A 22,568-nucleotide genomic window follows, 5' to 3' on the forward strand; every position below is an offset into this window, starting at 1 on the left:
CTCTAAGTTTAGCGCACGTTTCAATTCAATCTTCCCTATACACATTTTGTGTTTCGTTCTGCCTTAGCGCAGCACAATACTAATTCTTTATTGTTGAAAAATATCAAACATCTTGAAGTACAATCTATGAACACATCCAAATTTAACAGCCAGCAGGGGCACGTAAATCACGAACCGGATTCGAGCACCGAAGTGCAGATGAACAAACCCGGCAAGTCGATGCCGTTTTCGGACCAAATTGGTAATTACCAGCGCAACAAGGGTATTCCCACAAAATCCTACAACAATACCAAGGTTTACATTGTAGGGAGCGGAATAGCCGGTATGGCAGCGGCTTACTATTTTATTCGCGATGGCCATGTACCGGGAGAAAACATCTTATTTCTGGACCAGTTACACGTTGATGGCGGATCTTTAGACGGCGCAGGAAATGCCAAAGACGGGTACATCATCCGCGGTGGCCGGGAAATGGATATGACCTATGAGAACCTTTGGGATATGTTTCAGGATATTCCTGCGTTGGAGCTGCCGGCACCGTACACAGTATTAGACGAATATCGCCTGGTGAACGACAACGACCCCAACTTCTCTAAGGCGCGGCTGATTCACAACAAAGGTGAAATAAAGGACTTCAGCAAGTTTAACCTGGCGAAGAAAGACCAGTTGGCGATTGTTAAATTACTGATGAAGAAAAAGGACGAACTGGATGACCTTACCATTGCCGATTACTTTAGTGAGTCTTTTTTAGATAGCAATTTTTGGTTTTTTTGGCGTACTATGTTTGCCTTCGAAAACTGGCATTCGCTGTTAGAATGCAAGCTATACATGCATCGTTTTTTGCATGCTATTGATGGGATGAAGGATTTCTCCTGCCTGGTATTTCCGAAGTATAACCAGTACGATACCTATGTAACGCCTTTGCAAAAGTTCCTGCAATCGAAAGGGGTAAAAATCAAGCTCAACGTGCTGGTGAAGGATCTGGACATGACGATTAACACCGATGGCAAGGTGGTAAAAGGTATAATTACCGAACAGAACGGTAAAGACGTGATAATCCCGGTTAAAGAAGACGACTGCGTTATTGTGACCACCGGTTCGATGACAGAAGATACCTACTACGGTGACAATAAAACTGCGCCGATAATAGGCATAGACAACAGTACAAGCGGACAAAGCGGTGGCTGGAAATTGTGGAAGAATCTGGCTGCCAAATCGGATGTATTCGGCAAACCGGAAAAGTTTTGCAGCAATATCGAGAAATCAGCCTGGGAGTCGGCAACTTTAACCTGTAAACCATCGGCATTTGTAAATAAACTGAAGGAGCTATCTGTAAACGACCCATATTCTGGTAAAACTGTTACGGGCGGGATCATCACCATTACAGATTCCAACTGGTTGATGAGTTTTACCTGCAACAGGCAACCTCATTTTCCAAAACAGCCAGACGATGTTTTGGTGGTTTGGGTATATGCCTTGTTTATGGATAAACCAGGCGATTACGTTAAAAAAACGATGCCAGCCTGCACAGGCGATGAGATTTTGGCCGAATTGTGCTATCACTTAGGGATTATAGAAGAATTGGATAACGTGGTAAAAAATACCATTGTGCGCAGCTCTTTTATGCCCTACATAACCTCCATGTTTATGCCGCGCGCAAAAGGGGACCGGCCAAGAGTTGTACCCGAGGGCTGCCGTAATTTGGCGTTAGTAGGGCAATTTATCGAAACAAACAATGATATCGTATTCACCATGGAAAGCTCGGTTAGAACCGGCAGGCTTGCCGTATACGAATTGTTAGACCTTAACAAACAGGTGCCCGATATCATCCCGCTTCAGTATGATATCCGCCACTTGTTGAAGGCTGCACAGGCGCTGAATGATTATCAATCTTTCCCCGGACAAGGCTTGTTAAAAAAGCTATTAAAAGGTACTTACTACGAACATATTTTAGTGGAAAACCCGGAAGCGGAGGAGGAACACGAATCGTTTTTTGCCGAGCAATTCGGAAAATTCCAGGATTGGATTAAAGGATTAAAAGGTTAACACTTATTTCATAAATCGGCGCATTGCAGCAATAAAGCCCCTTAGCATAGCTAAGGGACTTTATGTTTTGTGGCCTTACTGTATACTAGTGAATTTTGGTTACGAAATTCTCAGTAGAATCCTTTGTTAGTAAAAAATGCTATAAAATGGCATCTATAAAGAAGCTAAACGAAAAGAATACATAATACTCTTCATCAACAATGGAGACCTATTTTTGTGTATGTATTTTGAGAATGTGAGAAGGAGGATTTATACATCAATAAATGTGCCTTTTTTTACTACTCAGCCTCGAATATATACCAAATTTACGATTAGTAATAAATGTACAAATCACACTATGTAACACATAGGTTCTCATACTTTGTAACCTCAATAAGCACAAATCCGAAAATTTCTCGTTTTCAGACCATTTTCTTATAGGTTAAAACTTTATGTCAATTTGTTAATATTTTTACGAAGTTTTGATAGTTAGCTATCCATCTGCGACAAAATTTGTAAAAAAAGTAACCTTTTCCTGTTTTTTTTTCATCTAAAGGAAAACGTTACTAAAAGTGAACAACTGGTTGATAACCAAGTTTTTCAATATTTAACTTTCCGCTTATTTATTTTATAATAATGGTATTTTATTTCGCATAAATTAATAAATCTGATATGAATTGTAATATATTTGTTACATACCCGTTAAGGAAGTAGTTAAAAACGACTGATACTTAAAATTTAATCTATGGACCCTAAAAAATTTTACCTATTGTTCCTCCTTGCAATTTTTTTAACGTTTTCTTGTAAAAAGGATGATCCTCCGGCATTAGCATCCACTTCGACGCTCCCAACCCCTTCTACTATTGATGTTACCTCAACTACTACATTATCTTCGGCAAGCACTTTAACCAGTGTTAACGCCATTTCCGGTAAATCCTATGTAATAGGTTCTTTAACTAAGGGTTCAACTTATTACATTGATAGGAGTAATCTTCTAACTTCAGTTCCAGATTCGTTATCCGGTTTATCGCTTATTAAATCGGCAAATGACGACAAAGCGAATGCATCCACCTCATTTCTATCATTTACATTAGCCAGTACATCAACTGTATACGTTGGGTATGATAAGAGAGGCACTACGTTGCCTTCATGGCTTTCGGGTTGGAAAAAACTTTCGGCCACTATTGGTACCAATGATGCTAAGCTCGGCTCATTTGTTTTGTATAGTAAAACATATGCTGCGGGCAATGTAACTCTTGGAGGTACTATGGCAAGCCCCGCAAAAGGTGCACTTTGCCAGTACATCGTATTTGCCAAAGCGGGAGGTACAGTTACATCACCAACTACCGGTTCTATGATATTTGGCATTAATGGGCACTCTATTTCTTCGCCACCTTATACAGCGGTTGGTATAGACGGGCAGATTGCGCTACTTAAACAAATGGATATGACTTATTACCGTCAGGATATCAACTTTAATTCCGACGGCTCTATTGAAAGTTTAAATAGTTTTATCCCTATTTACAATGCAACTAAAGCGGCCGGTATTACCATCTTACCCATGGTTTACACCTCTACGCTCGACTTAAATAAATCTGAGAGTGTAAATTATTCTGCCGGTAAGACAAAAGGGACGGCCCTTGCTGCAAAAAATTCAAAGTATTTCAAATATTACGAGCTGGGTAACGAGTTGGATAACAAAGTTATTTTGTCGGGCAATGGTGATAAGAACTCCAATTACGATATCACCAAATTTAATCGCGTAGCAGCCTACTTAAAAGGTTTGAATGATGGTATCAAAGCCTCTCAACCTACAGCCCAAACAATGATAGATGCCAGTTGGTTACACTTTGCTTATATGCAAATGCTAATTGATTATGGTGTGAAGTTTGATATTGTGGCCTGGCACTGGTACTCTGAAATGGAGAGTATAGCTCCAAGTAACCCGTTAAAAGTTACCGATATATCTGTAAAGCTTGCGAGTTTATTCTCTAAGCCAATTTGGTTTACCGAGGTTGGGCAGCGCTATAAAGCAGTTAGCAATATCGAGCAATTACAAAACGATTTCATTATGTCGTTTACTAAAAAGGTTAAGGCAAATCATCGTGTTGGTGCGCTGCTTCTTTACGAGTTGTTTGACGAGCCCTTTAAGGCCCCCAATTTGTTAGAAGCAAATTATGGTTTCATAAAGTGGACCACACAGTATACTAAATGGAAAGCCAAAATGGTTGTAGGTAACCTTAGTGTTGACTAACAACGATATTCATTAAAGTAGGTGCTTTTATATATGGCATTTATAAAAGAGGTTGAGCGAGTTTTCTCGCCAACCTCTTTTTAGTTACGGACTTTTATGAAATTGTGGGATAAAAATCAGGATTTCGATACCAGGCGACACTTATTTGGTGCATGTTGAAATGTGAAACGCTTTAGGTCGATAACTTTTCGGGTTGAAAATCAGTTTTTTATAATTTTAGAAATAGGCCTTTTGGGGACTTTGATGAATGGTTAACATAAGAAGTTCGGGCCCGAATGCTAAAATACCCTGCATGAGAATATCCCTATATATAAAGCAGATTAATGTTGTTCTATTGCTCTCAATGCTTTGCGCGTTTGGATACTGTAATGCACAAACCACTGATCATAAAGAAGAGAAGACTGCGGTTGATAGTTTCGACATCAAACAACACAGTTTTTTATTGCCACAACCTTTGCCCAAAGGCAAATATTTTCAACAGGTTTCTGTACAATATGTAGTTATCCCTAAAGATTGGATCACAGAAACACTAACTGCGCCAATGCTTGGTTATGCGGGTAAATACACGCTTCCTTACGGGTTTAATTTACAATCTAGCCTGTCAACATTATTTATATCCTATCGGCTCAATTTTGGGCCGTTCTGGAATTACTCAGTAAACAATGTGCATTTCGGTGCGGGATACCAGGTTGCTTATAATCTTGGCTTTCTGAAACAGTTTGGCTACAATACCACACTTAATATCTGGGAACAACAGCCATCGCTAACAGTTGGTTATAGCTTTAAAAAAATAGCTGCGGTGTTACGCGGAGATCTGTACTTAACCAGCTCACTTAGTGAAACGCAAGCCGGCCATACCATTTCTTATCCATCCTTTTTAAACGGGTATAGTATAACGGGTTCCGTTGAGCAAAGATTGTGGAAGGATAACCTGCTATCTTTTGGTTTTAAGCTAAACTATCTGAAATACCATATCATCGCCTGGCCTGCGTTCCCGGTTAACCAGTATCGTTATTGGCTTCCGGAGTTTGATTTAGGTCTTAGTTTTTAATGATCATGAATATGAAACATCAACATACCCGCTGGCTCTTGATTTTAATCGTATTCTTTTCCTGCAACAAGAACCAGATCACTTTTCCACCGGTTAATATGGATGAAAACCTGGCTAATACAGCACCGATTGCCACTTCTGTTATGAAAAACATGGAGGGTGTATATTCGCTTAGCGACGGCAGTTCTAGCCTGGGTACCGAGTTTGTATGCAAAGTATCCAAAAGCAAAGTGTCTTTTTTTAGTAACCAAAGCGGTATAGTTTTTATCCTTAGCTACGGGTTAAATACTGCGGATGGCTCAATTCAATTTTCAGGTTTCTGGCGATATACGGAAAACGGCACACAGGGCACCATTAATTTTTCGGTAGCAAAAGCCGATGGCGCGGCCGATTTACTTGCAAATGGTATAGCAACAAATATTCAGTTGAAAGGTATTTTTAAGTCTCCGCAGCAATCTATCAGCTTAAAATATAAAAGGCCGTTTTCGCAATATGTGCTAACGCACGAATTTACAATTTTAGCCCATGGCGCTATTCCGATCAAAACAAATTCGCCATTTGCGGTAAACTCGTTAAACGGCGTTTTACAGTCAGAAGACTACGGAGCAAACGCAATTGAGATAGATATACAGCTATCAAAAGATAACGTGCCGATATGTATGCATGACGACTCGTTCGATAACCGGCTTACACAAAAAGGCCCTCTATATGGTCAGTTTAAAGATTTTACATTCGACTTTTTAGAACAATACGTACGCTTGATAGACGGGCAGAAGATACCATCGTTAGCCCAGGCTCTTCAGGCGTTTATAGATTCTACCAATATGAAATATGTTTGGATGGACGTAAAAGGCGACCCGGATATATTTAAGTATCTAGAACCTGTGGTTAGAAACGCTTATGCCCACGCCAAGGCCGTAAACAGGAACGTGATAATTTTTGCCGGCCTACCATCTAAAGGCGTTATAACTGAATTTCAGAAGCAACCAAGTTATGGCGCTGATCTCCCTTGCCTCTGTGAGTTGAGCTTGCAGGATGCGATTGATAATCATTGTCAGTTTTTTGGGCCTCGGTTTACAATGGGGCTTTTATTGGACGATGTAAACAAGGGACATTCGCTCGGTATAAAATCATTTAGCTGGACGTTAACCGATAAAATTACTATTGCGGATTATTTGCAGAACGGAAAATTTGACGGGTTTATTTCGGATAATACTCCTTACGTGGTATACGATTATTATGCACTTCATTAAGGGTTTGTTTGACCAATGTGGATGAATATGAATTTAAAACGAATAATTGTTATTAAACTGCTGGTTATAGCATGTTCGCTACATGCCATTGCGCAGACATCCGATTATACCAAACCGAAAAGGAAGAAATTTGCTGTTTATGCAGGAGTTGGCCCTAACTATTATTTCAATAACCTCGAGCTGGGAAAGAGTTATGTTAACAACTTTAATTACTCATTTACCGGCAGGGTAATGTGGGAACCCGAACATTTGTTAAGCCTCGGTGTCGAAACCGGTTATTACCGGTTGTATACCTATAATACCCCACAGCCTAACCATGTTCATATTGCAAACACGGCCATCCCGATCCAGATTGTGGTATCTATGAAGTTTCTGCAAAGTTTTTATGCCAATTTCTCGATGGGGCAATCTGTTTTGCTCAATAAAATTGAGACGGAGAATAATGACAATTTTAGTGCGTCCAGCTTTTCGGTGGCAGATTTTGGCGGCACGCTTGGTTACCGCAAAATGCTCGGTAACCGATTTTCTATTAGTACAGAGGCCAAGTTTTACTATTCCAGCGGTTTTGTTGACAGAAATATTGCCCTGTTGTTTGTGGGTGGCTATCGGTTTTAATACTGATTTTCGAATTCCCTAGTTGCCCACATTAAATTTCAATCCATCATCAAAGCCGGAAAAATCTGACTTAAGCCGACGAGATATTACTTGTAGTGAATCCTGGCTCCGCCGCACTTCCAGATAATGAAACATCGGTTTATAATCAGGAGAGAGTTCCTGGGTCGACTCATTTTTAGTCCTCAAAGGCTGATGGGGGCCACCGCCACCGCCAATCACCAGGAAATATTTACCCTGCACTTTGAAACGCTCGAAATTGTGCGAATGCCCGGAGAGAAATAGTACACACTTTTTCGAACTTATAAAAGCAGGTACAAATTTTTGCTGCACCTGCACAGATGGGCTAACCACCGTGCTATTGGTAAACGGCGAATGATGGCAGCCCACTATCGCCAGCTTGATAGCCGGGTTGCTGTCGATCTGTTTTATTGTTTGTTTATACCAATCATCTTGCTGCGCTATTTCCTGAGATTTCATCTTATTAAAGTTCGAGTTCAGTAATATCACTGCTACCGAGTCAACCACTTCCAAATAGCCGGTGGCCTTATGCATCGAAAATCTTGACTGAAATTTTTTCTTCCCTTTATCTGAGCTCCACAGAAATTCATGATTTCCTAGTGTGGCGTAAACTGGTATATGACTATCCTTGCACCATGCAAGGTAGGTATCCATCTTTTTCCATTTAGAATCCTCAGAACTTAATGATACAACATCGCCAAGTATAAACAGGCTGGAAGGGTGCACTGCAATTACATCCTTGAAAATCATTTTAGTGGCTTCCTCATTATGATTTATTTTGCGGATGATCTTCTCGACAAACAGAGGCGCCTGGGTATCACTTGCAAAGGCTATCACGGAATTCTGGCCTTGGGCAAAAACTGATGTAGGGAAACAGAATATGGTTATGCAGCAGATAAAACTGTAAGCCTTAGTTTTTCCTATCATGGTTTATTGTGATTCGGAGTATTCAGTAGCGATAACTGCGTATATTCTAAGTTACAAATCTTTGATCAATCCAAGATAAATGGCGTCACCGCCATTGGTAAAATCTTGTGGGAATAAATCCACTAAAAGCGCAACAAAAGATCAAGAAAAAAGCACCTATGTTTTTATACATAAGTGCTTAGTTATTAAGTGACCGATAAGGTACACATATCGAACTCATTTATAGCCGATTGCAAGAAAATCGTCGCGTTGAAAGAAAAATAATTTATCCGTTTAGAGGGGGCAAAAAGCTGTTTATGCTTTTTGCCCCCTTTTTATTGCGGAGAGTGAGGGGATCGAACCCCCGCGCCTGTTACGGCGACTTCACGCTTTCAGGGTGACGCCTTACCACTCGGCCAACTCCGGCAATCGATTAATTCCCGGAGTTAGTAATACAAAATTACTAATTTTTCTTTCGCCTTTTTATGGTTACGCCTTTAAGTTTTTCATTTGCAAAACGAGAAGCCTTTTCTACGAGTTTTGTATCAATTTGATATCTCTTCTGTAGATTTTGAGCTAGCTTAACAATTTCATCGTCGGTTAGATCTTTGAGTAAGTCATCGTTCTTTAGATTTTTTCTTAAAGACTTTCTTGCTTGCCTCACAACTTTTGCTCGTTCATAATTGTAAAAAGTTTCGGAAAAGTTCTTAGCAGTTTCTGAGATTGACTTTAAGCCAGACGGTAGGTGTTTTATTAATAAATAGAAATAAACTGCCTCTTTAAGTGGTAGCTTACTTAATATGTCCTCAATAATGATTTCAATTGATCCTTGTCTTATTTCATCGGCTTTTAGTTGAACTAATTCAGTCATGGAATAACTTAAAAATCCTTTCTTATACATTCTTCCATAAAAATGGTCTACTGTTAACAAAAAATAGCTTAAGTCTCTAAAAGACAAGTTAGATTGCTCTAATGATATTATTAAGTCTGCTTTATAATCATTATAATCTTCATCGCTAAATAGTGAAGTTGCGATTTTACTTAAATATTGGTTCTTATTTCTTTTAGCAGGCAACATTTACTTCCAATTTGGATAATCTATCAGGCTTACGAGTTCCTGATAAATAATTCTTATTTCTGTTTTCATATTGTCAATGTCGGTTTTCTTTGCAGCAAATCTTTTGCTATGCACACTTGAATCTGCCAATTTTTTAATCTTTGGTAAATCCTCTCTTGTGATTTTTGTTAAATGCCATGTAGTTTCCCCCACAAGTTTGCTAATTAAATCACTTAAAAAGAGATAGCCGCCACCACCATTCTTTATTTTAGAATCAATTCCATGTCGCTCAAATAATTCAATAATTAGTGTCTCCATTAACTTACGTAGCATAAAGAAGCATGAATTATACAAACCATAATCATAAGCACACGATGCTTCGGTTGCAAATGCTGTCAAATATCCACGGGTATTATCAAAAATGCTTAATGGGAAAAGATTATCAGCTGGCTCAAGAACTGGCTCCGAAATAACCAAGGTATCTATTCGCGCTTTGGTAGCATTCTCAAGAAAGAAATAATCCTTTCTTTTAAGGAACTTTTGAGATTTTCCCCTTTTTGAATTACTGTTCAAATAGCCCGATATATTTGAATATGGCGATAAATGAAGTTCATCAAAACATGTCTGCACGTCTTTCGGTTTGACACCATCTTTTTTTAGTTCATTCAATAAATAGTATACGAAAAATTCGATTTTAGCTCCTGAACTCAACTCTTCAAAATCAGGTATTTTTTTAATAAAAATCGACAAAGACATTATTTATCTCTTTTAGCAAAGTTGTCTGCAATATGCATAATACCCAAAGAAGTTAAGGCGTATTTAGCATCTGCACTCTTTTCTACAAAATTCACTTTGGGGCCTTTTAAATTTATTAAAACTTGTGAAAGAGCATTTGGCATTTTGGAAGTAGCGATTTTAAGTATATAACCAATTTCTTCAAGTGTCGCGCCATCATTTGACTTGTTCTCCATAAACCAATTTATCGCTAATAGCACTTCTTCATTTTGGGATTTTGAAGACTTCTCTTTAAAGTAATTTCTTAAGGAAGTCATCTCTTTTACATTATATTTTAAATCAACAAATGTGACTTGCTGTGTCGAAGGAGTTTTGCTTTTTTGCTTTACACTTTCTTGTATTACCTCGGTTTCAACTTCGTCATTTTTACTTTTTGACTTTGGCTTTAAAGACTTTTTACCATTATGTTTTGCAACTGACTTACCATCAAGAATTTCCTGAATTCTTCTTTTTCCAGCCTCTAGTATAATATAGTCTGTATCATTTGTTGACTTAATATACCAACCAGTGACTAAGCTATTTAAATTCTTAGTTAGATTGCCAATGCGGATATCTGTCTTCCTACCACTTTCCTCATACGATTTAGACAACATTGCCCTTGTAAACTCGTTTTTACCAAAGTCCGTCGTGTAAAAGGCGTAAATCAATAGCCATTCTGCCTCAGATTTAGGCAAATCACGAGTTTTAATATCCTTAAGAGTTGGATAATCAGCGTCAATTTTTCTGTCGATAGGTTGCCCTTGTCCTATTTCAAAAGGCTTAGTATCCGTTGAAATGCTTGGTTTCTCTGTATTCGGAAGTTGTGTAATATTTATTTTTGATAAAAGTTGTGTCAAAATGTTCTCATTGAAATTTTTGAATTCCTCTTTTACAGTATCTTGCTGTCCTTCTATTTCAAACTCAAGTTCATGAAGTTTGAAACGCATTTTTAAAGTATCCATAATAAATAGAGCGTTTTAGAGTATATATTTATCTAATTTACAGAATATTACAACCAAAAGTAGTGTGTTGTTAATAACTAACTTATTGTTTATAAGTCCTCGATTTTATTTTATGAATTATTTTAGAAAACCAATGACCCCAGAAAGAGCAATTGAAATATTAGCAAACGATAAAATAAGAGTCACATATGAGCAAGCAGAGCAGATATTGGACTTTATGAGCAAGCTTGCTCATAAAGCTATCGAAGTATATGTTAAAGACGATGTCTAAACTATTGCTGTATGAAAAGTAAATAAAAAAGCACGGTAATATTGAGTACTACTGTGCTTTTATTTTGTGACCCCGCTGAGGCTCGAACTCAGGACCCACAGATTAAGAGTCTGTTGCTCTACCAACTGAGCTACGGAGTCGTGATTGGGTGGGTAGCAAAGGAACAAAAATTTCGCAAGCTTAAAAAGCCTTTTTGTTGTGCCCCTGTAAAATTAACTCAATGCTATTTTACTTCAAAAATAACATAGTTACTACCAGCCGCTCCCGTGGTAGATATGCCTTGTACCACTCCGATATATTTGCCGGGCTGATCGCCGGTGTAAAAGCTTAACTGGTTTTTACCATTTGTATCCGTACCCGCCGTTGGCGACCAATATAATACATTCCGGTAGTCGGGCGTGCGGCTGTTAAGTTTGTCTTCGGTGTCGTAAACAGGCGCGTAAAATTTGCGTTCGAGTTGCAAGCCTTCGTAATCCATTACCACGGATCGCGGGTCTATTTCAAATCCGCCGAAATCGCCTTTGTAAGTTGTAAAGCTCAGCACCCCGAGGTTGTTTGTTGGGCCATAAAAATATTGAAGAGGTATTACTTCCAGCTTCTCTATCTTCAATGGATCAAAAGTCATTACTTTATCCATGTTAAAAATGGGTACCCCATCCAGCATAACTAGTGGCTTGCCGCCTTCTAAGAAGCCTTCGGTGCTTAACACATCCAGGTTAAAGCGTTTTTTTCTTTTGGCTACAAATACTTCTTTCACATATTCCCTCAACACTTCTTCCATGGTACTAAAGCGGGTGTAATCATCCAGCTTATAGGTCTTGCGCGGTTTGTAATAAAATGCAGTACTGTCTACCCCCGGATCGTAATAGCTACGCATTTGGTTGCCCGAGTAAATATTTTGCACCTGCATTTCAATACTGTGTTGTTTTAATAAGTTTTTAACGGCATAGCTCAGTTGAAAATCTGGTAACTGTGTTGCACTATATTGCTCTGAGAAAGGGCTTTGTATTTCGATATGATAGGTGCTGTCAATCTCGAAGTTGGTCTGCGCAACAATTTCAGCCGGGCCAACAAAATCTTTGGTGTTAAAGATGAGATGCCCGGCAGCATCACTTTTTGCAGTGTACATTTGTATCCGTTTACCTGGTATACCCAGGTATGCAGTAATATTTTCAGCTGGCTTTTTCGTTGCACTGTCGGTAATCAAAGCAGTTACAAGATGCCCGGTAAACTCAGGCAAAAATTTAAATGAAGGCGTTTTACCACTTAGTACATTATTCCAGTTAAACCTACGCCATCCTTGCGTCAGCATCAGGTTATCAAGTGCTTCGTCGCTTTCGGCGGTGTGGCTGCCGAAGTAATAGTTTGGTGATTCGATATTTCCCTTTAACTCCGAACTTAGCCAAAGATAGCTTTGAATATCGGCATTAGTTTGTTTCTGCAATGTATCTAATTGATAAACCGACATTGATAGATCGGCCGGCAATGCTTTTGCGTTGTCTTTAGTAGCGATACTTACCTGAACTTTATTACGTAGTCCATATTGCTGTTTATCAGTATTTAAGGCAATGTTCAAGGTTTGTTGTGGGCGTTTAAAATACAAACGCTCGCAAACAGGTTGCTTGCTACCGTTGAAGATAGTTAGGTACGAAACGCCGTCGCCAAGATCGGCCGTGTTAACTGTAAATACTGCTTTGCCATTAACCAACTGATTCGCTTTGGCAACTTTTATCTTAGCGCCTGTGTTGGCAAAAAGGTAAAGCTCGTTGTCGGTGATATTTGCGGCTGCCACTTCAATATTCAATTGCCCGGTTTTATTGTCAGTTAGCTGCATAGTGTAACCATTTTCTTCTGCAATAGGGAAGGGCTTGTTATAAGTAGTTTTGTTAACTACAATAACCGAGTGGTAAGTATTTCCAGCCTGTGGTGTAAATACGAAGCTACCCATGCCAAATTTTAGGGGCTTAAAACGTGCAATAGTATCGTTTTTTTGATTGAGCACAGCGCCATTAAAATTATCGGCACCAGTACCGAGGTTACTGGTTACTTTAAACGCTACTTTGCTGCGTTGGCCTTTTACTAAAGTGCCACCTTCGGGGAAAAACTGAACGTCGTAAGAAAGCGCTTTCTTAGTTGCCTCAATATTATCAGATGGTTTTAGCGGGTTGATGATGGTAAGGGTTTTCTCAAAGAAAAAATCCGGGCCGAAGTTCTTCATCCAGCTGGTATATGCGCGCAATTTATAATTGCCGTCGCTTAAAGTAATCGGGATGCTTAACGAACCGCTGCCGCTGCTCTTGTCTAGCTTAACCTTTGCTTGAGCCACGGCGTTTTGCTGACGGTCTAAAATCTCCACATAGGCTACCTTGCTTACATCAAGTGGTTTATTTTCCATGGCGTCGGTATTATATATCTTAAACCATAGAATTTCGCCCGTTATATAAAACGATTTGTCGGTATGTACAAATAATTTCTCCTGAAATGCAGCCTTGCTATTATAAGCATTTAATGATTGCTGCACCTGCGGCAATACCTGGGCGCCTGCGTATAATGTGCTCATTAAAGCAGGTACTATTACTATTGCGCTATAAAATCTTTTCATCTGCATGTTATTGCCAAAATGTTGGTTTCTTATTTACTCCTCTTAAAGTACAATCTGCGCAATCGGGGGGCGCTCCCATAAAGCCTATCGCTGCGCCGCCGCTATTTACAGGGTATAGCGGTAATTCGATACCAGAAAGTATATATCGTTCTACTTCATTTACCATGCTTCTATTGTATAGGAGCGTATCCGCATGGCAACTATAGAGGTCTTTAACCAAATAGCTTCGGGGTAACTGGGATTTCTTAATAAAAATGCGCTGCTGGGTTACGGTACCCACACTCAGATAACCTACAACTATTTCGGTGGCATCATTAATGTTATGAATATTACCTTGCAATTGAGTGGGTTGCGCATCAAAAATGCTCCCTAGCTGCTCGGTATTCTTTTGCATGTTGGTCCAAAAAGCAAAGGCTTCTTTAGTTAGTGCATATTGTTTAACCAATATACTGTAATCTAAGCTCAGTTTTTCCGAGTCGAACGGAACGGTAATTACGGGTGCCTCATAAATAACGTCCTGTTTTAATTTAGCTGATGAAGCTAATGTGACACGACTTGATACGCTACTTTGCCAGCATGTGAAAACATCATCATTAACTATATCTCGCAGAACGATGGCGCCATTTACTACCTTGTATAATGACTGGTAGGCGGTTTGAAATTGCCAGGTATCTACATAATCATATCTGTAATAAGTAGTGCTGTTTTTTGGATCATGAGTGCTGGCATATACCTGTAGGGCCGCGGGCTGCGCTTTCCAACTCAAGCTATCTATAGCGGGAGATTGTTTTACTTCTACATAATCCGATAGATATGTTTTACTATCGGCGGTTTTTATGCGCAACCTGTATTTGTTAGTAAGCGGTAAAATATGGCCTACCGAGTAGTATCTGCCCTTGGGCAATTCAGTAAGGTTAAAGGTCGACCCGCCGTCGCTCTCAACGCTTAAAATTGCATGAAGTTCGGGCTTAAGTATAGTAGAATCTGTTAGCTTAACAGTTCGGCTTAACGTGATAATGGTGCTGTCAGCGCTGCTATTAATAAGACCTTCTACAACCAGGTTGCTTACATTGCTACTGGTTGAGGGTGGGGTATAGCTTTCACGGCAGGCAACTACGCTGAGCATTGATAACAATAATAAATATTTAAACATGCCTTTCATTGTACAGATTATTGCCAAAATGTGGGTTTTTTGTTGATACCTCTTAAAGTACAGTCTGCACAGATTGGCGAGGTGCTCACATACCCTAATACTACGGCCATACCGAATGGATATAATGGGATCCTAAGTCCGGTATAAATATAGTTTGCCACATCATTTACCTCTCCATGGGTCATTGGATGACTATACCACATAGAATCCGTTTGACAGGCATAAACATCTGGCGAGAAATACGATTTGGGTAGCTGCTCTTTTTTGATAAAAATTCTTTGCGAGGAAAATGTACCAACGCTTATATAGCCTACCACTACCTCTGCAGGTGAATTAACATTGTGGATATTACCCTGCATCTGCGACGGCTGAGCATCAAAAATGCTCCCTAGCTGCTCGGTGTTCTTTTGCATGTTGGTCCAAAAAGCGAAAGCCTCCTTAGTTAATGCATATTGTTTAACCAGTATGCTATAGTCAACGCTCAATTTCTCCGAATTAGGCAGGATAGTAGTAACGGGTGCCTGGTAAATAACATCCTCACTTAATTTGGCCGAAGAGGCAAGGTTAACATGGCTCGAAACACTGCTTTGCCAGCAGGTATGCACATCGTCGGTAATCATGTTACGGGGAACAACAACGTTATTCACCGATTTGTAAAACGACTGGTATGGCGTTTGAAACTCCCATGTATCAACGTAACCGTACTTATAATAGATTGTCTTATTGTTCGGATCGTGAGTATTGGCGTAAATCACTAGCTGATTGTCATCGGCCTTCCATCCGAGGCTGTCAATAGGCGGAGATAGTTTAACTTCCACATAATCTGACAGATAGGTGCTATTTCCTGTTTTTATCCGCAGTCTGTATTTATTGGCTGTCGGTAATACATGGCCTACGGAAAAATATTTACCCTTACCCAGTTCTGTTAAATTATAGGTGCTGCCACCATCGCCTTCGACAGATAAAATAGCACCTAATTCAGGTTTTAATATGGTAGAATCGTTTAACTTAACTGTGCGGCTTAATGTAATAATAGTGCTGTCGGCGCTGCTATTAATCAAACCTTCTACCACCAGATTATTGCCGTTGCTGCTAGTTGTGGGTGGCGTATAAACTTCGCGGCAGGCCACCACAACCAATGCTATTGCAAAGATTAATAAATACCCATTTATCTTCTTAATCACCATCACCTAAAATCTAATATTGTAGTTAATAAAAGGTATCGGGTTAGCAAATATAGATAGCTTGTAACTATTGATAACGCCGTTCTCCTGCACAAAGAAGGTAGAGTAGGCATTTTTGCGCCCTGTTAAATTATATACACCGAATGTCCAAGAGTTGTGTGTACGCTGATGTACTTTATGATTGCCATCCACATTCAAAGAAAAATCCATGCGGAAGTAGTCTGGAATACGGTACTCGTTCCTGTCTGAGTATAATACGCGCTCGGCACCGTCATAATAATAGCGGGATACAGGTAGCGTAATTGGCCTGCCTGTGCTGTAGGTGGTGTTTAATGATACGCTGTAACGGTGGGTAAATTTATAATTGCCGGTAAAATTAACTGCGTGTGGTTTATCAAAATTGGCAGGGTAGTAGGCTCCACCATTAATCAATTCGCCAGCGTTAGGGTCATCCTGTTTTAAGAAGGTGCGCGAATAGGTGTAGCTTAACCATCCATTAAGTTTTCCGGCGTTCTTTTTTACAAAAAACTCTACGCCATAAGCTTTACCCTTGGTTTCTATTACGTCTGTTTCGATATGATGGTTTAACACCAGGGTTGCTCCGCTTTTATAATCGAGGTAGTCGCTGAGGCGTTTGTAGTAAACCTCAACAGATGTTTCGATGGTGTTCGATTTCAGGTTTTTGTAGATACCGAATGATACCTGGTCGCCGTATTGCGGTTTAATGTTAGGATCGCTAAGTTGGTATACATCCGTAGGCGAAATGGCTGTTGTGTTTGATAACAGGTGCAGATATTGCCTTAACGTATTGTACCCTGCCTTTATGGAGAAATCTGGGCTAAGGCTATACCTGGCAGAAAGGCGGATTTCCGGGCCTTTGTAAGTTTTGATCACTTTTCCGCTACTGTAATGTACGCTGTCTACCAGGTTAATACTTTCTTTTGGTAAACCGGGTGCATAGTAGTTAACAGTATGTGGCCCGAGGTAGTTATATAGCGAATATCTTAAACCTGCATTAATAGTTAGGTTGCTGGTAACATCCCATTTATCACCCAGATAAATAGCACTTTCAAGCGCCTGTTGAGCAGGCACAACATCTGGTGTTAATAATGATTCGTTACCCAGTGGTTGGTTTGAGCCGGGGTTAAGCTTATAATAAATGGAGCTCAAACCAAAATCAACCGTGTGGTTAGTGCTTGGGTAATAAGTAAAATCGGCCTTAAAATTAGTCTGGTTAACGTTAAAGTTAAGCTTGTAAGCATCAACAGGGTTAACATCACTGCTTACATTATAATCATATCTGTCGTAACCGCCCGTAATTACGCTGTATAACTTATTGCTAAAGTTGTGTTTCCATTTCAGCGCTATGTTTTTGTTATTATAGCCATAAGCGGTATCGCTGTTCAATTTAAAATTGTCGTGGCTGAGATAGGTAGTTAGATAAATGTTGTTCTTCGCATTTATCTCATGGCTTAGATTAAAGTTAATATCGTAAAAAGACACACTGCTATTACGGTAATCTTTGGGAAGTGTGCTCAGCAACCAATCGGCATAAGTGGTTCGCGCGCCAAAAATAAACGACGTGCGGTTAGAGTCGATAGGCCCTTCTATGCTTACTCTGCTGGTAATTAGGCCAATACCGGCCGAACCGGTGAATTTCTTTTTGTTGCCTTCGCGGTCGGTTACATCGAGTACAGATGATAGCCTGCCTCCAAATTTTTCCGGAATGCTGCTCTTGTATAACTGGATATCTTTAACGATATCCGGATCAAATGCAGAGAAAAACCCGAAAAAGTGCGACGGGTTATAAATGGTCATGTCGTTCAGCAAGATAAGGTTCTGGTCTGCAGCACCACCGCGCACGTTAAATCCGGTTGTTGCTTCACCTACCGATTGAACACCCGGTAAGGTTAGTACAACACGTAAAATGTCGGGTTCGCCAAAAACGGCCGGCACTTGCTTAATGCTGGCAATATCTAGCCGGGTTACACCCAGCTCTGTACGGCGCACATTGGCCACTTTGTCGGCTGATATTTTTACTTCTTTGAGAGTAGTTACCTGTTCCTGCAGTTCGATGTTCAGTTTACCATCGCTGTATAGAGCAATCTGGCGACGGGCATCACGCATACCGAGGCCCTTTATTACCAATGTATGCCTGCCCCGAGGTATGTTAAGGCTATAATAGCCAAATTGATCAGTAGCCACGCCCGACTTAGTTTCGGGTACGTAAATACTTGCACCTACAATCGGCTCACCCGATTTAATATCGCGCAGGTAACCGGCAAGTACGGCGTTGCCGCTTTTAAACGTGTTGGTTTTTATACCAATGTCATATATCTTGTTTTCGGTAGTGGCGTTGGCTACGTTCTTATCTGCAGCTGCACCCAAAGTAAAAGCAGCCAGATTTTGTTCGCTCGATAGGCTGCTCGCATCTCTGTCGGCAAAACTGGTGGCAACCTCGGTAGTAATGGTTCGGCCTTTGGTTAAGAATATCCGCTGACCATCAATAGCAAAATGGAAACTGGTGTTTTTAAATACGGTGGTAAGCACATTTTCAACCCTCTCGTTGTTGACGTTTAGCGTAACCCGCAAACTATCAAACTGTGGCTGCGAGTAGAAGAAATGGAATGTGGTTTGCCGTTCAATTTCTGTAACAAGCTGATGGATGTTTGCCTGCTGAAAATTAGCTGATATCAGGTTGTTTTGGGCAAAAACCTGGCTATAACTTAAAATAAAGCAGAAAACCAGTGGGTAAAGTTTTCTCATTAATTATTGCTTATTTGGTCGTAGTATGATACTGCGCTTACTATTGCCAGTTCTTTATTTTTCTTGAAGTTCGATCGATTGGCTCTCACGTATTTCTGCACCTCTTTTTTATGTGTTTTTAAGAGGCCGTCTATATCGCTGGGAGAGCTTACTTTATAATATTGATTGTTTATACCTACATAATAATATGTATGGTATTCGTATTCCTTTTCTAACTTATCTAACGAGCTGGAATTTTGTACTACCATTTTTCGTTTAACCAGTACCTGAGATTTTCCTTTATAGAGTTCGTCAAAAAAACCATCCATATCGGGTTTGTCGGGCACGGTAATAAAATGATGCCCGTCTATATCAAAAGCAGAGACACGTGGGGTCATTAGGTTGTAAGACGAAAAGTTATTGTACAGCAGGCTGATCAACTGGTCTTTGTACATGTCGTACTTTAAACGGGTGCCAGGGTAAGGAACCCCATCGTAGATAACGGAACCTGTTATCCAATCGGGCGAACTAAAAAGGGCGCTCCCTTTAACGATAATGTTATTTGGCTCATAAACAGGCCCGTTGTACAGGTTAGACTGTTGGCCTATGCCGGCATGGTATTGCTGTATCAGTTTGTCTTTTATGGTGGTATTAGACAAGCTATCCGAAGCAGATTGTGCTTTGACAAAAAGTACCCAGGAAGAAATGAATGCGGTGGTAAAAAATCTTTTTATAATGTGATGCATTAGGTAACTACTTTTCGAAAGTAATATACTTATACTTATCCGGCAAAGACTTATAAGTAATAAAGTATTTACATTTATGACGAAATTTCTTAACAAAACGCTACAATAAGTAAGTGTGGAATTGAAATAATTTTAAAATAGCCTGCAACTGCGTAATAGTGTTGCACATTTAAGATTGAGCCTGCTTTTAATTGCCTTAATCAAGGTTTTTTAAATTTTTCTTGCTATCATTAAGTTTTTCGGGAACAATGCCGCTAATAGCCCCCGTTAGTGCAGAGATGCTTTTCTTTGGCTTCCGATGAATTTGCTTTATATATTTATTTAATGGAAATACAAGAGATCATAACCATCACCATAGTACTTTCGGCTGTATTTGCTTACGTTAATCATCGCTTGCTTAAATGGCCTCCTACGGTGGGCATTATGGCAATTTCGCTTGTTATATGCATTATTTTACTCACGTTCGGATCTAAGTCTTTTATTTCTGTTAAGGCAATTCAGCTGGCAACCTCGGTTGATTTTCAGAATGTACTAATGAATTTCATGCTAAGCTTTCTGTTGTTTGCGGGCGCGATACATATAGATCTTGCAAAGCTTAAAAAAGAGCGATGGCCAGTGCTGTTGCTGGCAACTTTAGGTATACTAATATCCACATTTTTAGTGGGCGGGGCGGTATGCTATCTGTTTAAACTCTTCGGCTCGCCTATTCCATTTATTTACTGCCTGCTTTTTGGTTCGTTGATTTCACCAACGGACCCCATCGCGGTGCTTGCCATATTGAAGGAGGCAAAAATTCCGGAGTCATTAGAGATAAAAATATCGGGCGAGTCGTTATTTAATGACGGCGTGGCAGTGGTTATTTTTATCACCATAGCCGAAATAGCAGGTACGGGTACCGAACATTTTTCGCTATTGGCCACTGGTAAGCTGTTTTTACAGGAGGCGGGTGGCGGACTCGCTTTTGGGGCGTTACTAGGGTATATTGGTTTTTGGGCGCTACGTTCGGTCGACGATTATAAAGTAGAGCTGCTGATTACCCTTGCTGTAGTAATGGGTGGATATTATACAGCGGGCGAATTACATATTTCGGGCCCGTTAGCTATGGTTGTGGCGGGGCTTATAACAGGTAATAAGGTTAAAGCGGAAGCCATGTCGGATATCTCCCGCGATTACGTAGGTAAATTTTGGGAGCTGATAGATGAAGTGCTTAATGCCATATTATTTATGCTGATCGGCTTAGAAATGCTGATCATCAAAATAGATAAGTCGACATTGATTATTGGTTTTATCTGCATAATAATAACGCTGTTTGCGAGGTGGGTATCGGTAATATTTCCAGTGGTTTTATTAAAGTGGAACAAAATAGCCTTTGAGAAAAACGCTGTTGCTATACTCACATGGGGCGGCTTACGAGGCGGCCTATCTGTAGCTATGGCGCTGTCATTGAGTACTGAAATGCACCGAGATGAGTTTGTGCTCATTACCTATATGATTGTTGTGTTCTCGATTATAGTACAGGGCTTAACCATTGGCAAAATTGCCAGGAGATTACAAGGAGCAAATGGGTAAAATATTAGCAAACATAAAGAAGTTTTTGTCCTTCCGGTTCAATTTACAGGAGGGAAGGGCTACTGATGCAGAAATTAAAGACAGTATTGTTAGTAATGTTGTTTTTAAAGGGGTAAACCTTTGGGCGCTTATCTTCGCCATCTTCATTGCGTCAATTGGTCTTAACGTAAATTCAACTGCGGTAATTATTGGCGCCATGCTGATATCCCCCATTATGGGGCCGATAATGGGCGTGGGCCTGGGCATCGGTATCAACGATCTCGATTTGGTTAAACGAGGATTGATGAACCTCCTTGTAGCCACTTTAATCGGTATAATAACATCTACAATTTACTTCTCTGTTACGCCCTTACACGAGGCACAATCAGAATTATTGGCCCGTACTTTACCCTCGGTATGGGATGTTTTTATTGCCTTTTTTGGTGGTGCAGCCGGTATGGTTGCGGCCTCGCGAAAGGAGAAGAGCAATGTAATACCTGGCGTAGCCATTGCCACGGCGTTAATGCCACCATTGTGTACCGCAGGCTTCGGTATAGCGACTGGCAATTGGTATTATGTTTTAGGTGCGCTTTACCTGTATTTTATTAACAGCGTATTTATTGCCATTGCCACCTTTGTAATATCGCGGTACATCAAAATGCGTAAAAAGCATTTGGCCGATGCCGGGCAGGAGAAAAAGGTTAATCGCTACATTATCATTATTGTAGTGATAACTATTCTGCCAAGTATATTGATGGCCTATCGCATAGCCGATCGAAGTATTTTTGAAACTAATGCCCGCAGGTTTGTAGAAGAAGAGTTTAAGTTTAAAAATACGCAGGTAATATCCAAAGCTTTTCACTATAATCTTAAGCGGATAGATCTGTTGTTGATAGGTAAAGATCTTAAGCCAGAAAAGATAGATTCATTATCTAAAGATTTGGCTAACTATAATTTAAAAGGCATAAAGCTAAATATCAGGCAAGGCCTCGATGCAGGCGAGCACATTGATATTTCGCAGATTAAGGCTAGTATTTTGGATGAGGTTTATGCCACGCAATTTAAAGGGGATACGGTTACCGATACAATTGTAAGAACTACTTCGCCCTCGAAACTATCGAAAGACACCGCTGTGTTTAACGAGTTGAAGGTTTTATATCCAACTATACAATCATTTGGCATTAACCAAACGGTTGTTTACCACACCGATAAAACCAAAGCAGACACTGTTAAACTGGTTCTTGCAACTTTTAAAACCCCTATTGCCGATGCCGACCGCAAAAGAATGCAAGCCTGGTTATCAGTAAGATATAAAGCGCCCAAATTGAGATTGCTCATTGACGGAAAATAAATTTAAAACCAATGTTATTAAACGGATATTGAGCATATAGCAAACCAGCAACTAAT

17 protein-coding genes and 2 tRNA genes are annotated in these 22,568 nt (G+C 40.0%); 8 read left to right on the forward strand and 11 right to left on the reverse strand.

Annotated elements, in window-relative coordinates:
• Positions 1-126 precede the first annotated feature (126 nt).
• The 5 genes from GSY63_RS11790 to GSY63_RS11810 all read left to right on the forward strand — a co-directional run bounded on the left by GSY63_RS11790 (position 127) and on the right by GSY63_RS11810 (position 7,195).
• Positions 127-2,043 carry an oleate hydratase gene (locus GSY63_RS11790; protein WP_166586003.1) on the forward strand — a complete coding sequence of 639 codons (1,917 nt, stop codon included), beginning with the start codon at positions 127-129 and terminating at the stop codon, positions 2,041-2,043.
• Between the two features lie 724 nt (positions 2,044-2,767).
• Positions 2,768-4,276, forward strand: a complete 1,509-nt coding sequence (locus GSY63_RS11795) for a glycosyl hydrolase (protein ID WP_166586004.1) — start codon at positions 2,768-2,770, stop codon at positions 4,274-4,276.
• Between the two features lie 292 nt (positions 4,277-4,568).
• Positions 4,569-5,327, forward strand: coding sequence for a hypothetical protein (locus GSY63_RS11800; RefSeq protein WP_166586005.1), 759 nt, complete (start codon positions 4,569-4,571; stop codon positions 5,325-5,327).
• Between the two features lie 11 nt (positions 5,328-5,338).
• A complete protein-coding gene (locus tag GSY63_RS11805) occupies positions 5,339-6,580 on the forward strand; it encodes a glycerophosphodiester phosphodiesterase (RefSeq protein ID WP_166586006.1) in 1,242 nt (413 codons plus the stop codon).
• A gap of 27 nt (positions 6,581-6,607) precedes the next feature.
• Positions 6,608-7,195, forward strand: a complete 588-nt coding sequence (locus GSY63_RS11810; RefSeq protein WP_166586007.1) for an outer membrane beta-barrel protein — start codon at positions 6,608-6,610, stop codon at positions 7,193-7,195.
• 18 nt (positions 7,196-7,213) lie between these two features.
• Here GSY63_RS11810 and GSY63_RS11815 read toward each other — a convergent pair whose 3' ends face one another.
• The 5 genes from GSY63_RS11815 to GSY63_RS11835 form a co-directional block, all read right to left on the reverse strand.
• On the reverse strand, positions 7,214-8,140 hold the full coding sequence (locus tag GSY63_RS11815) for a metallophosphoesterase family protein (protein WP_166586008.1): 927 nt from the start codon (positions 8,138-8,140) through the stop codon (positions 7,214-7,216).
• Between the two features lie 320 nt (positions 8,141-8,460).
• Positions 8,461-8,543 (reverse strand) — tRNA-Phe (locus GSY63_RS11820).
• Between the two features lie 39 nt (positions 8,544-8,582).
• The gene (locus GSY63_RS11825) at positions 8,583-9,197 is read right to left on the reverse strand and encodes a hypothetical protein (RefSeq protein WP_166586009.1); all 615 of its coding nucleotides are present in this window, start codon (positions 9,195-9,197) and stop codon (positions 8,583-8,585) included.
• On the reverse strand, positions 9,198-9,932 hold the full coding sequence (locus tag GSY63_RS11830) for a hypothetical protein (protein ID WP_166586010.1): 735 nt from the start codon (positions 9,930-9,932) through the stop codon (positions 9,198-9,200).
• Positions 9,932-10,912 carry a hypothetical protein gene (locus GSY63_RS11835; protein ID WP_166586011.1) on the reverse strand — a complete coding sequence of 327 codons (981 nt, stop codon included), beginning with the start codon at positions 10,910-10,912 and terminating at the stop codon, positions 9,932-9,934. The genes GSY63_RS11830 and GSY63_RS11835 overlap by 1 nt, the downstream gene beginning before the upstream one ends.
• Positions 10,913-11,045: 133 nt before the next feature.
• Here GSY63_RS11835 and GSY63_RS11840 point away from each other — a divergent pair, with 133 nt between their 5' ends.
• Positions 11,046-11,183, forward strand: coding sequence for a hypothetical protein (locus GSY63_RS11840; RefSeq protein WP_166586012.1), 138 nt, complete (start codon positions 11,046-11,048; stop codon positions 11,181-11,183).
• A gap of 67 nt (positions 11,184-11,250) precedes the next feature.
• Here the strand turns inward: GSY63_RS11840 and GSY63_RS11845 are convergent.
• The 6 genes from GSY63_RS11845 to GSY63_RS11870 form a co-directional block, all read right to left on the reverse strand.
• Positions 11,251-11,323: transfer RNA gene (locus tag GSY63_RS11845), tRNA-Lys, on the reverse strand.
• Between the two features lie 83 nt (positions 11,324-11,406).
• Positions 11,407-13,785, reverse strand: a complete 2,379-nt coding sequence (locus GSY63_RS11850) for a hypothetical protein (protein WP_166586013.1) — start codon at positions 13,783-13,785, stop codon at positions 11,407-11,409.
• A gap of 7 nt (positions 13,786-13,792) precedes the next feature.
• Entirely contained in the window at positions 13,793-14,938 is a 1,146-nt protein-coding gene (locus GSY63_RS11855) for a DUF4249 domain-containing protein (protein ID WP_166586014.1), read from the reverse strand.
• 17 nt (positions 14,939-14,955) lie between these two features.
• Positions 14,956-16,125, reverse strand: a complete 1,170-nt coding sequence (locus GSY63_RS11860) for a DUF4249 domain-containing protein (protein WP_166586015.1) — start codon at positions 16,123-16,125, stop codon at positions 14,956-14,958.
• A gap of 3 nt (positions 16,126-16,128) precedes the next feature.
• Positions 16,129-18,888 carry a TonB-dependent receptor gene (locus GSY63_RS11865; protein ID WP_166586016.1) on the reverse strand — a complete coding sequence of 920 codons (2,760 nt, stop codon included), beginning with the start codon at positions 18,886-18,888 and terminating at the stop codon, positions 16,129-16,131.
• Positions 18,888-19,613, reverse strand: coding sequence for a hypothetical protein (locus GSY63_RS11870; RefSeq protein WP_166586017.1), 726 nt, complete (start codon positions 19,611-19,613; stop codon positions 18,888-18,890). Before GSY63_RS11870 ends, GSY63_RS11865 begins: the two co-directional genes overlap by 1 nt.
• Positions 19,614-19,937: 324 nt before the next feature.
• Here GSY63_RS11870 and GSY63_RS11875 point away from each other — a divergent pair, with 324 nt between their 5' ends.
• The gene (locus GSY63_RS11875; protein WP_166586018.1) at positions 19,938-21,182 is read left to right on the forward strand and encodes a cation:proton antiporter; all 1,245 of its coding nucleotides are present in this window, start codon (positions 19,938-19,940) and stop codon (positions 21,180-21,182) included.
• Complete coding sequence (locus GSY63_RS11880; RefSeq protein ID WP_243749211.1) at positions 21,142-22,512, forward strand: DUF389 domain-containing protein; 1,371 nt, start codon at positions 21,142-21,144, stop codon at positions 22,510-22,512. The genes GSY63_RS11875 and GSY63_RS11880 overlap by 41 nt, the downstream gene beginning before the upstream one ends.
• Positions 22,513-22,568 lie beyond the last annotated feature (56 nt).

Origin of the sequence: Mucilaginibacter agri (assembly GCF_009928685.1) — a bacterium.
Classification (GTDB): Bacteria; Bacteroidota; Bacteroidia; order Sphingobacteriales; family Sphingobacteriaceae; genus Mucilaginibacter; species Mucilaginibacter agri.

Excerpts from the sequence above, each read along its gene's own strand:
- GSY63_RS11790 (WP_166586003.1), top strand. The coding sequence starts at position 127 with ATGAACACATCCAAATTTAACAGCCAGCAGGGGCACGTAAATCACGAA.
- GSY63_RS11795 (WP_166586004.1), top strand. The coding sequence starts at position 2,768 with ATGGACCCTAAAAAATTTTACCTATTGTTCCTCCTTGCAATTTTTTTA.
- GSY63_RS11800 (WP_166586005.1), top strand. The coding sequence starts at position 4,569 with ATGAGAATATCCCTATATATAAAGCAGATTAATGTTGTTCTATTGCTC.
- GSY63_RS11805 (WP_166586006.1), top strand. The coding sequence starts at position 5,339 with ATGAAACATCAACATACCCGCTGGCTCTTGATTTTAATCGTATTCTTT.
- GSY63_RS11810 (WP_166586007.1), top strand. The coding sequence starts at position 6,608 with ATGAATTTAAAACGAATAATTGTTATTAAACTGCTGGTTATAGCATGT.
- GSY63_RS11815 (WP_166586008.1), bottom strand. The coding sequence starts at position 8,140 with ATGATAGGAAAAACTAAGGCTTACAGTTTTATCTGCTGCATAACCATA.
- GSY63_RS11825 (WP_166586009.1), bottom strand. The coding sequence starts at position 9,197 with ATGTTGCCTGCTAAAAGAAATAAGAACCAATATTTAAGTAAAATCGCA.
- GSY63_RS11830 (WP_166586010.1), bottom strand. The coding sequence starts at position 9,932 with ATGTCTTTGTCGATTTTTATTAAAAAAATACCTGATTTTGAAGAGTTG.
- GSY63_RS11835 (WP_166586011.1), bottom strand. The coding sequence starts at position 10,912 with ATGGATACTTTAAAAATGCGTTTCAAACTTCATGAACTTGAGTTTGAA.
- GSY63_RS11840 (WP_166586012.1), top strand. The coding sequence starts at position 11,046 with ATGACCCCAGAAAGAGCAATTGAAATATTAGCAAACGATAAAATAAGA.
- GSY63_RS11850 (WP_166586013.1), bottom strand. The coding sequence starts at position 13,785 with ATGAAAAGATTTTATAGCGCAATAGTAATAGTACCTGCTTTAATGAGC.
- GSY63_RS11855 (WP_166586014.1), bottom strand. The coding sequence starts at position 14,938 with ATGTTTAAATATTTATTATTGTTATCAATGCTCAGCGTAGTTGCCTGC.
- GSY63_RS11860 (WP_166586015.1), bottom strand. The coding sequence starts at position 16,125 with ATGGTGATTAAGAAGATAAATGGGTATTTATTAATCTTTGCAATAGCA.
- GSY63_RS11865 (WP_166586016.1), bottom strand. The coding sequence starts at position 18,888 with ATGAGAAAACTTTACCCACTGGTTTTCTGCTTTATTTTAAGTTATAGC.
- GSY63_RS11870 (WP_166586017.1), bottom strand. The coding sequence starts at position 19,613 with ATGCATCACATTATAAAAAGATTTTTTACCACCGCATTCATTTCTTCC.
- GSY63_RS11875 (WP_166586018.1), top strand. The coding sequence starts at position 19,938 with ATGGAAATACAAGAGATCATAACCATCACCATAGTACTTTCGGCTGTA.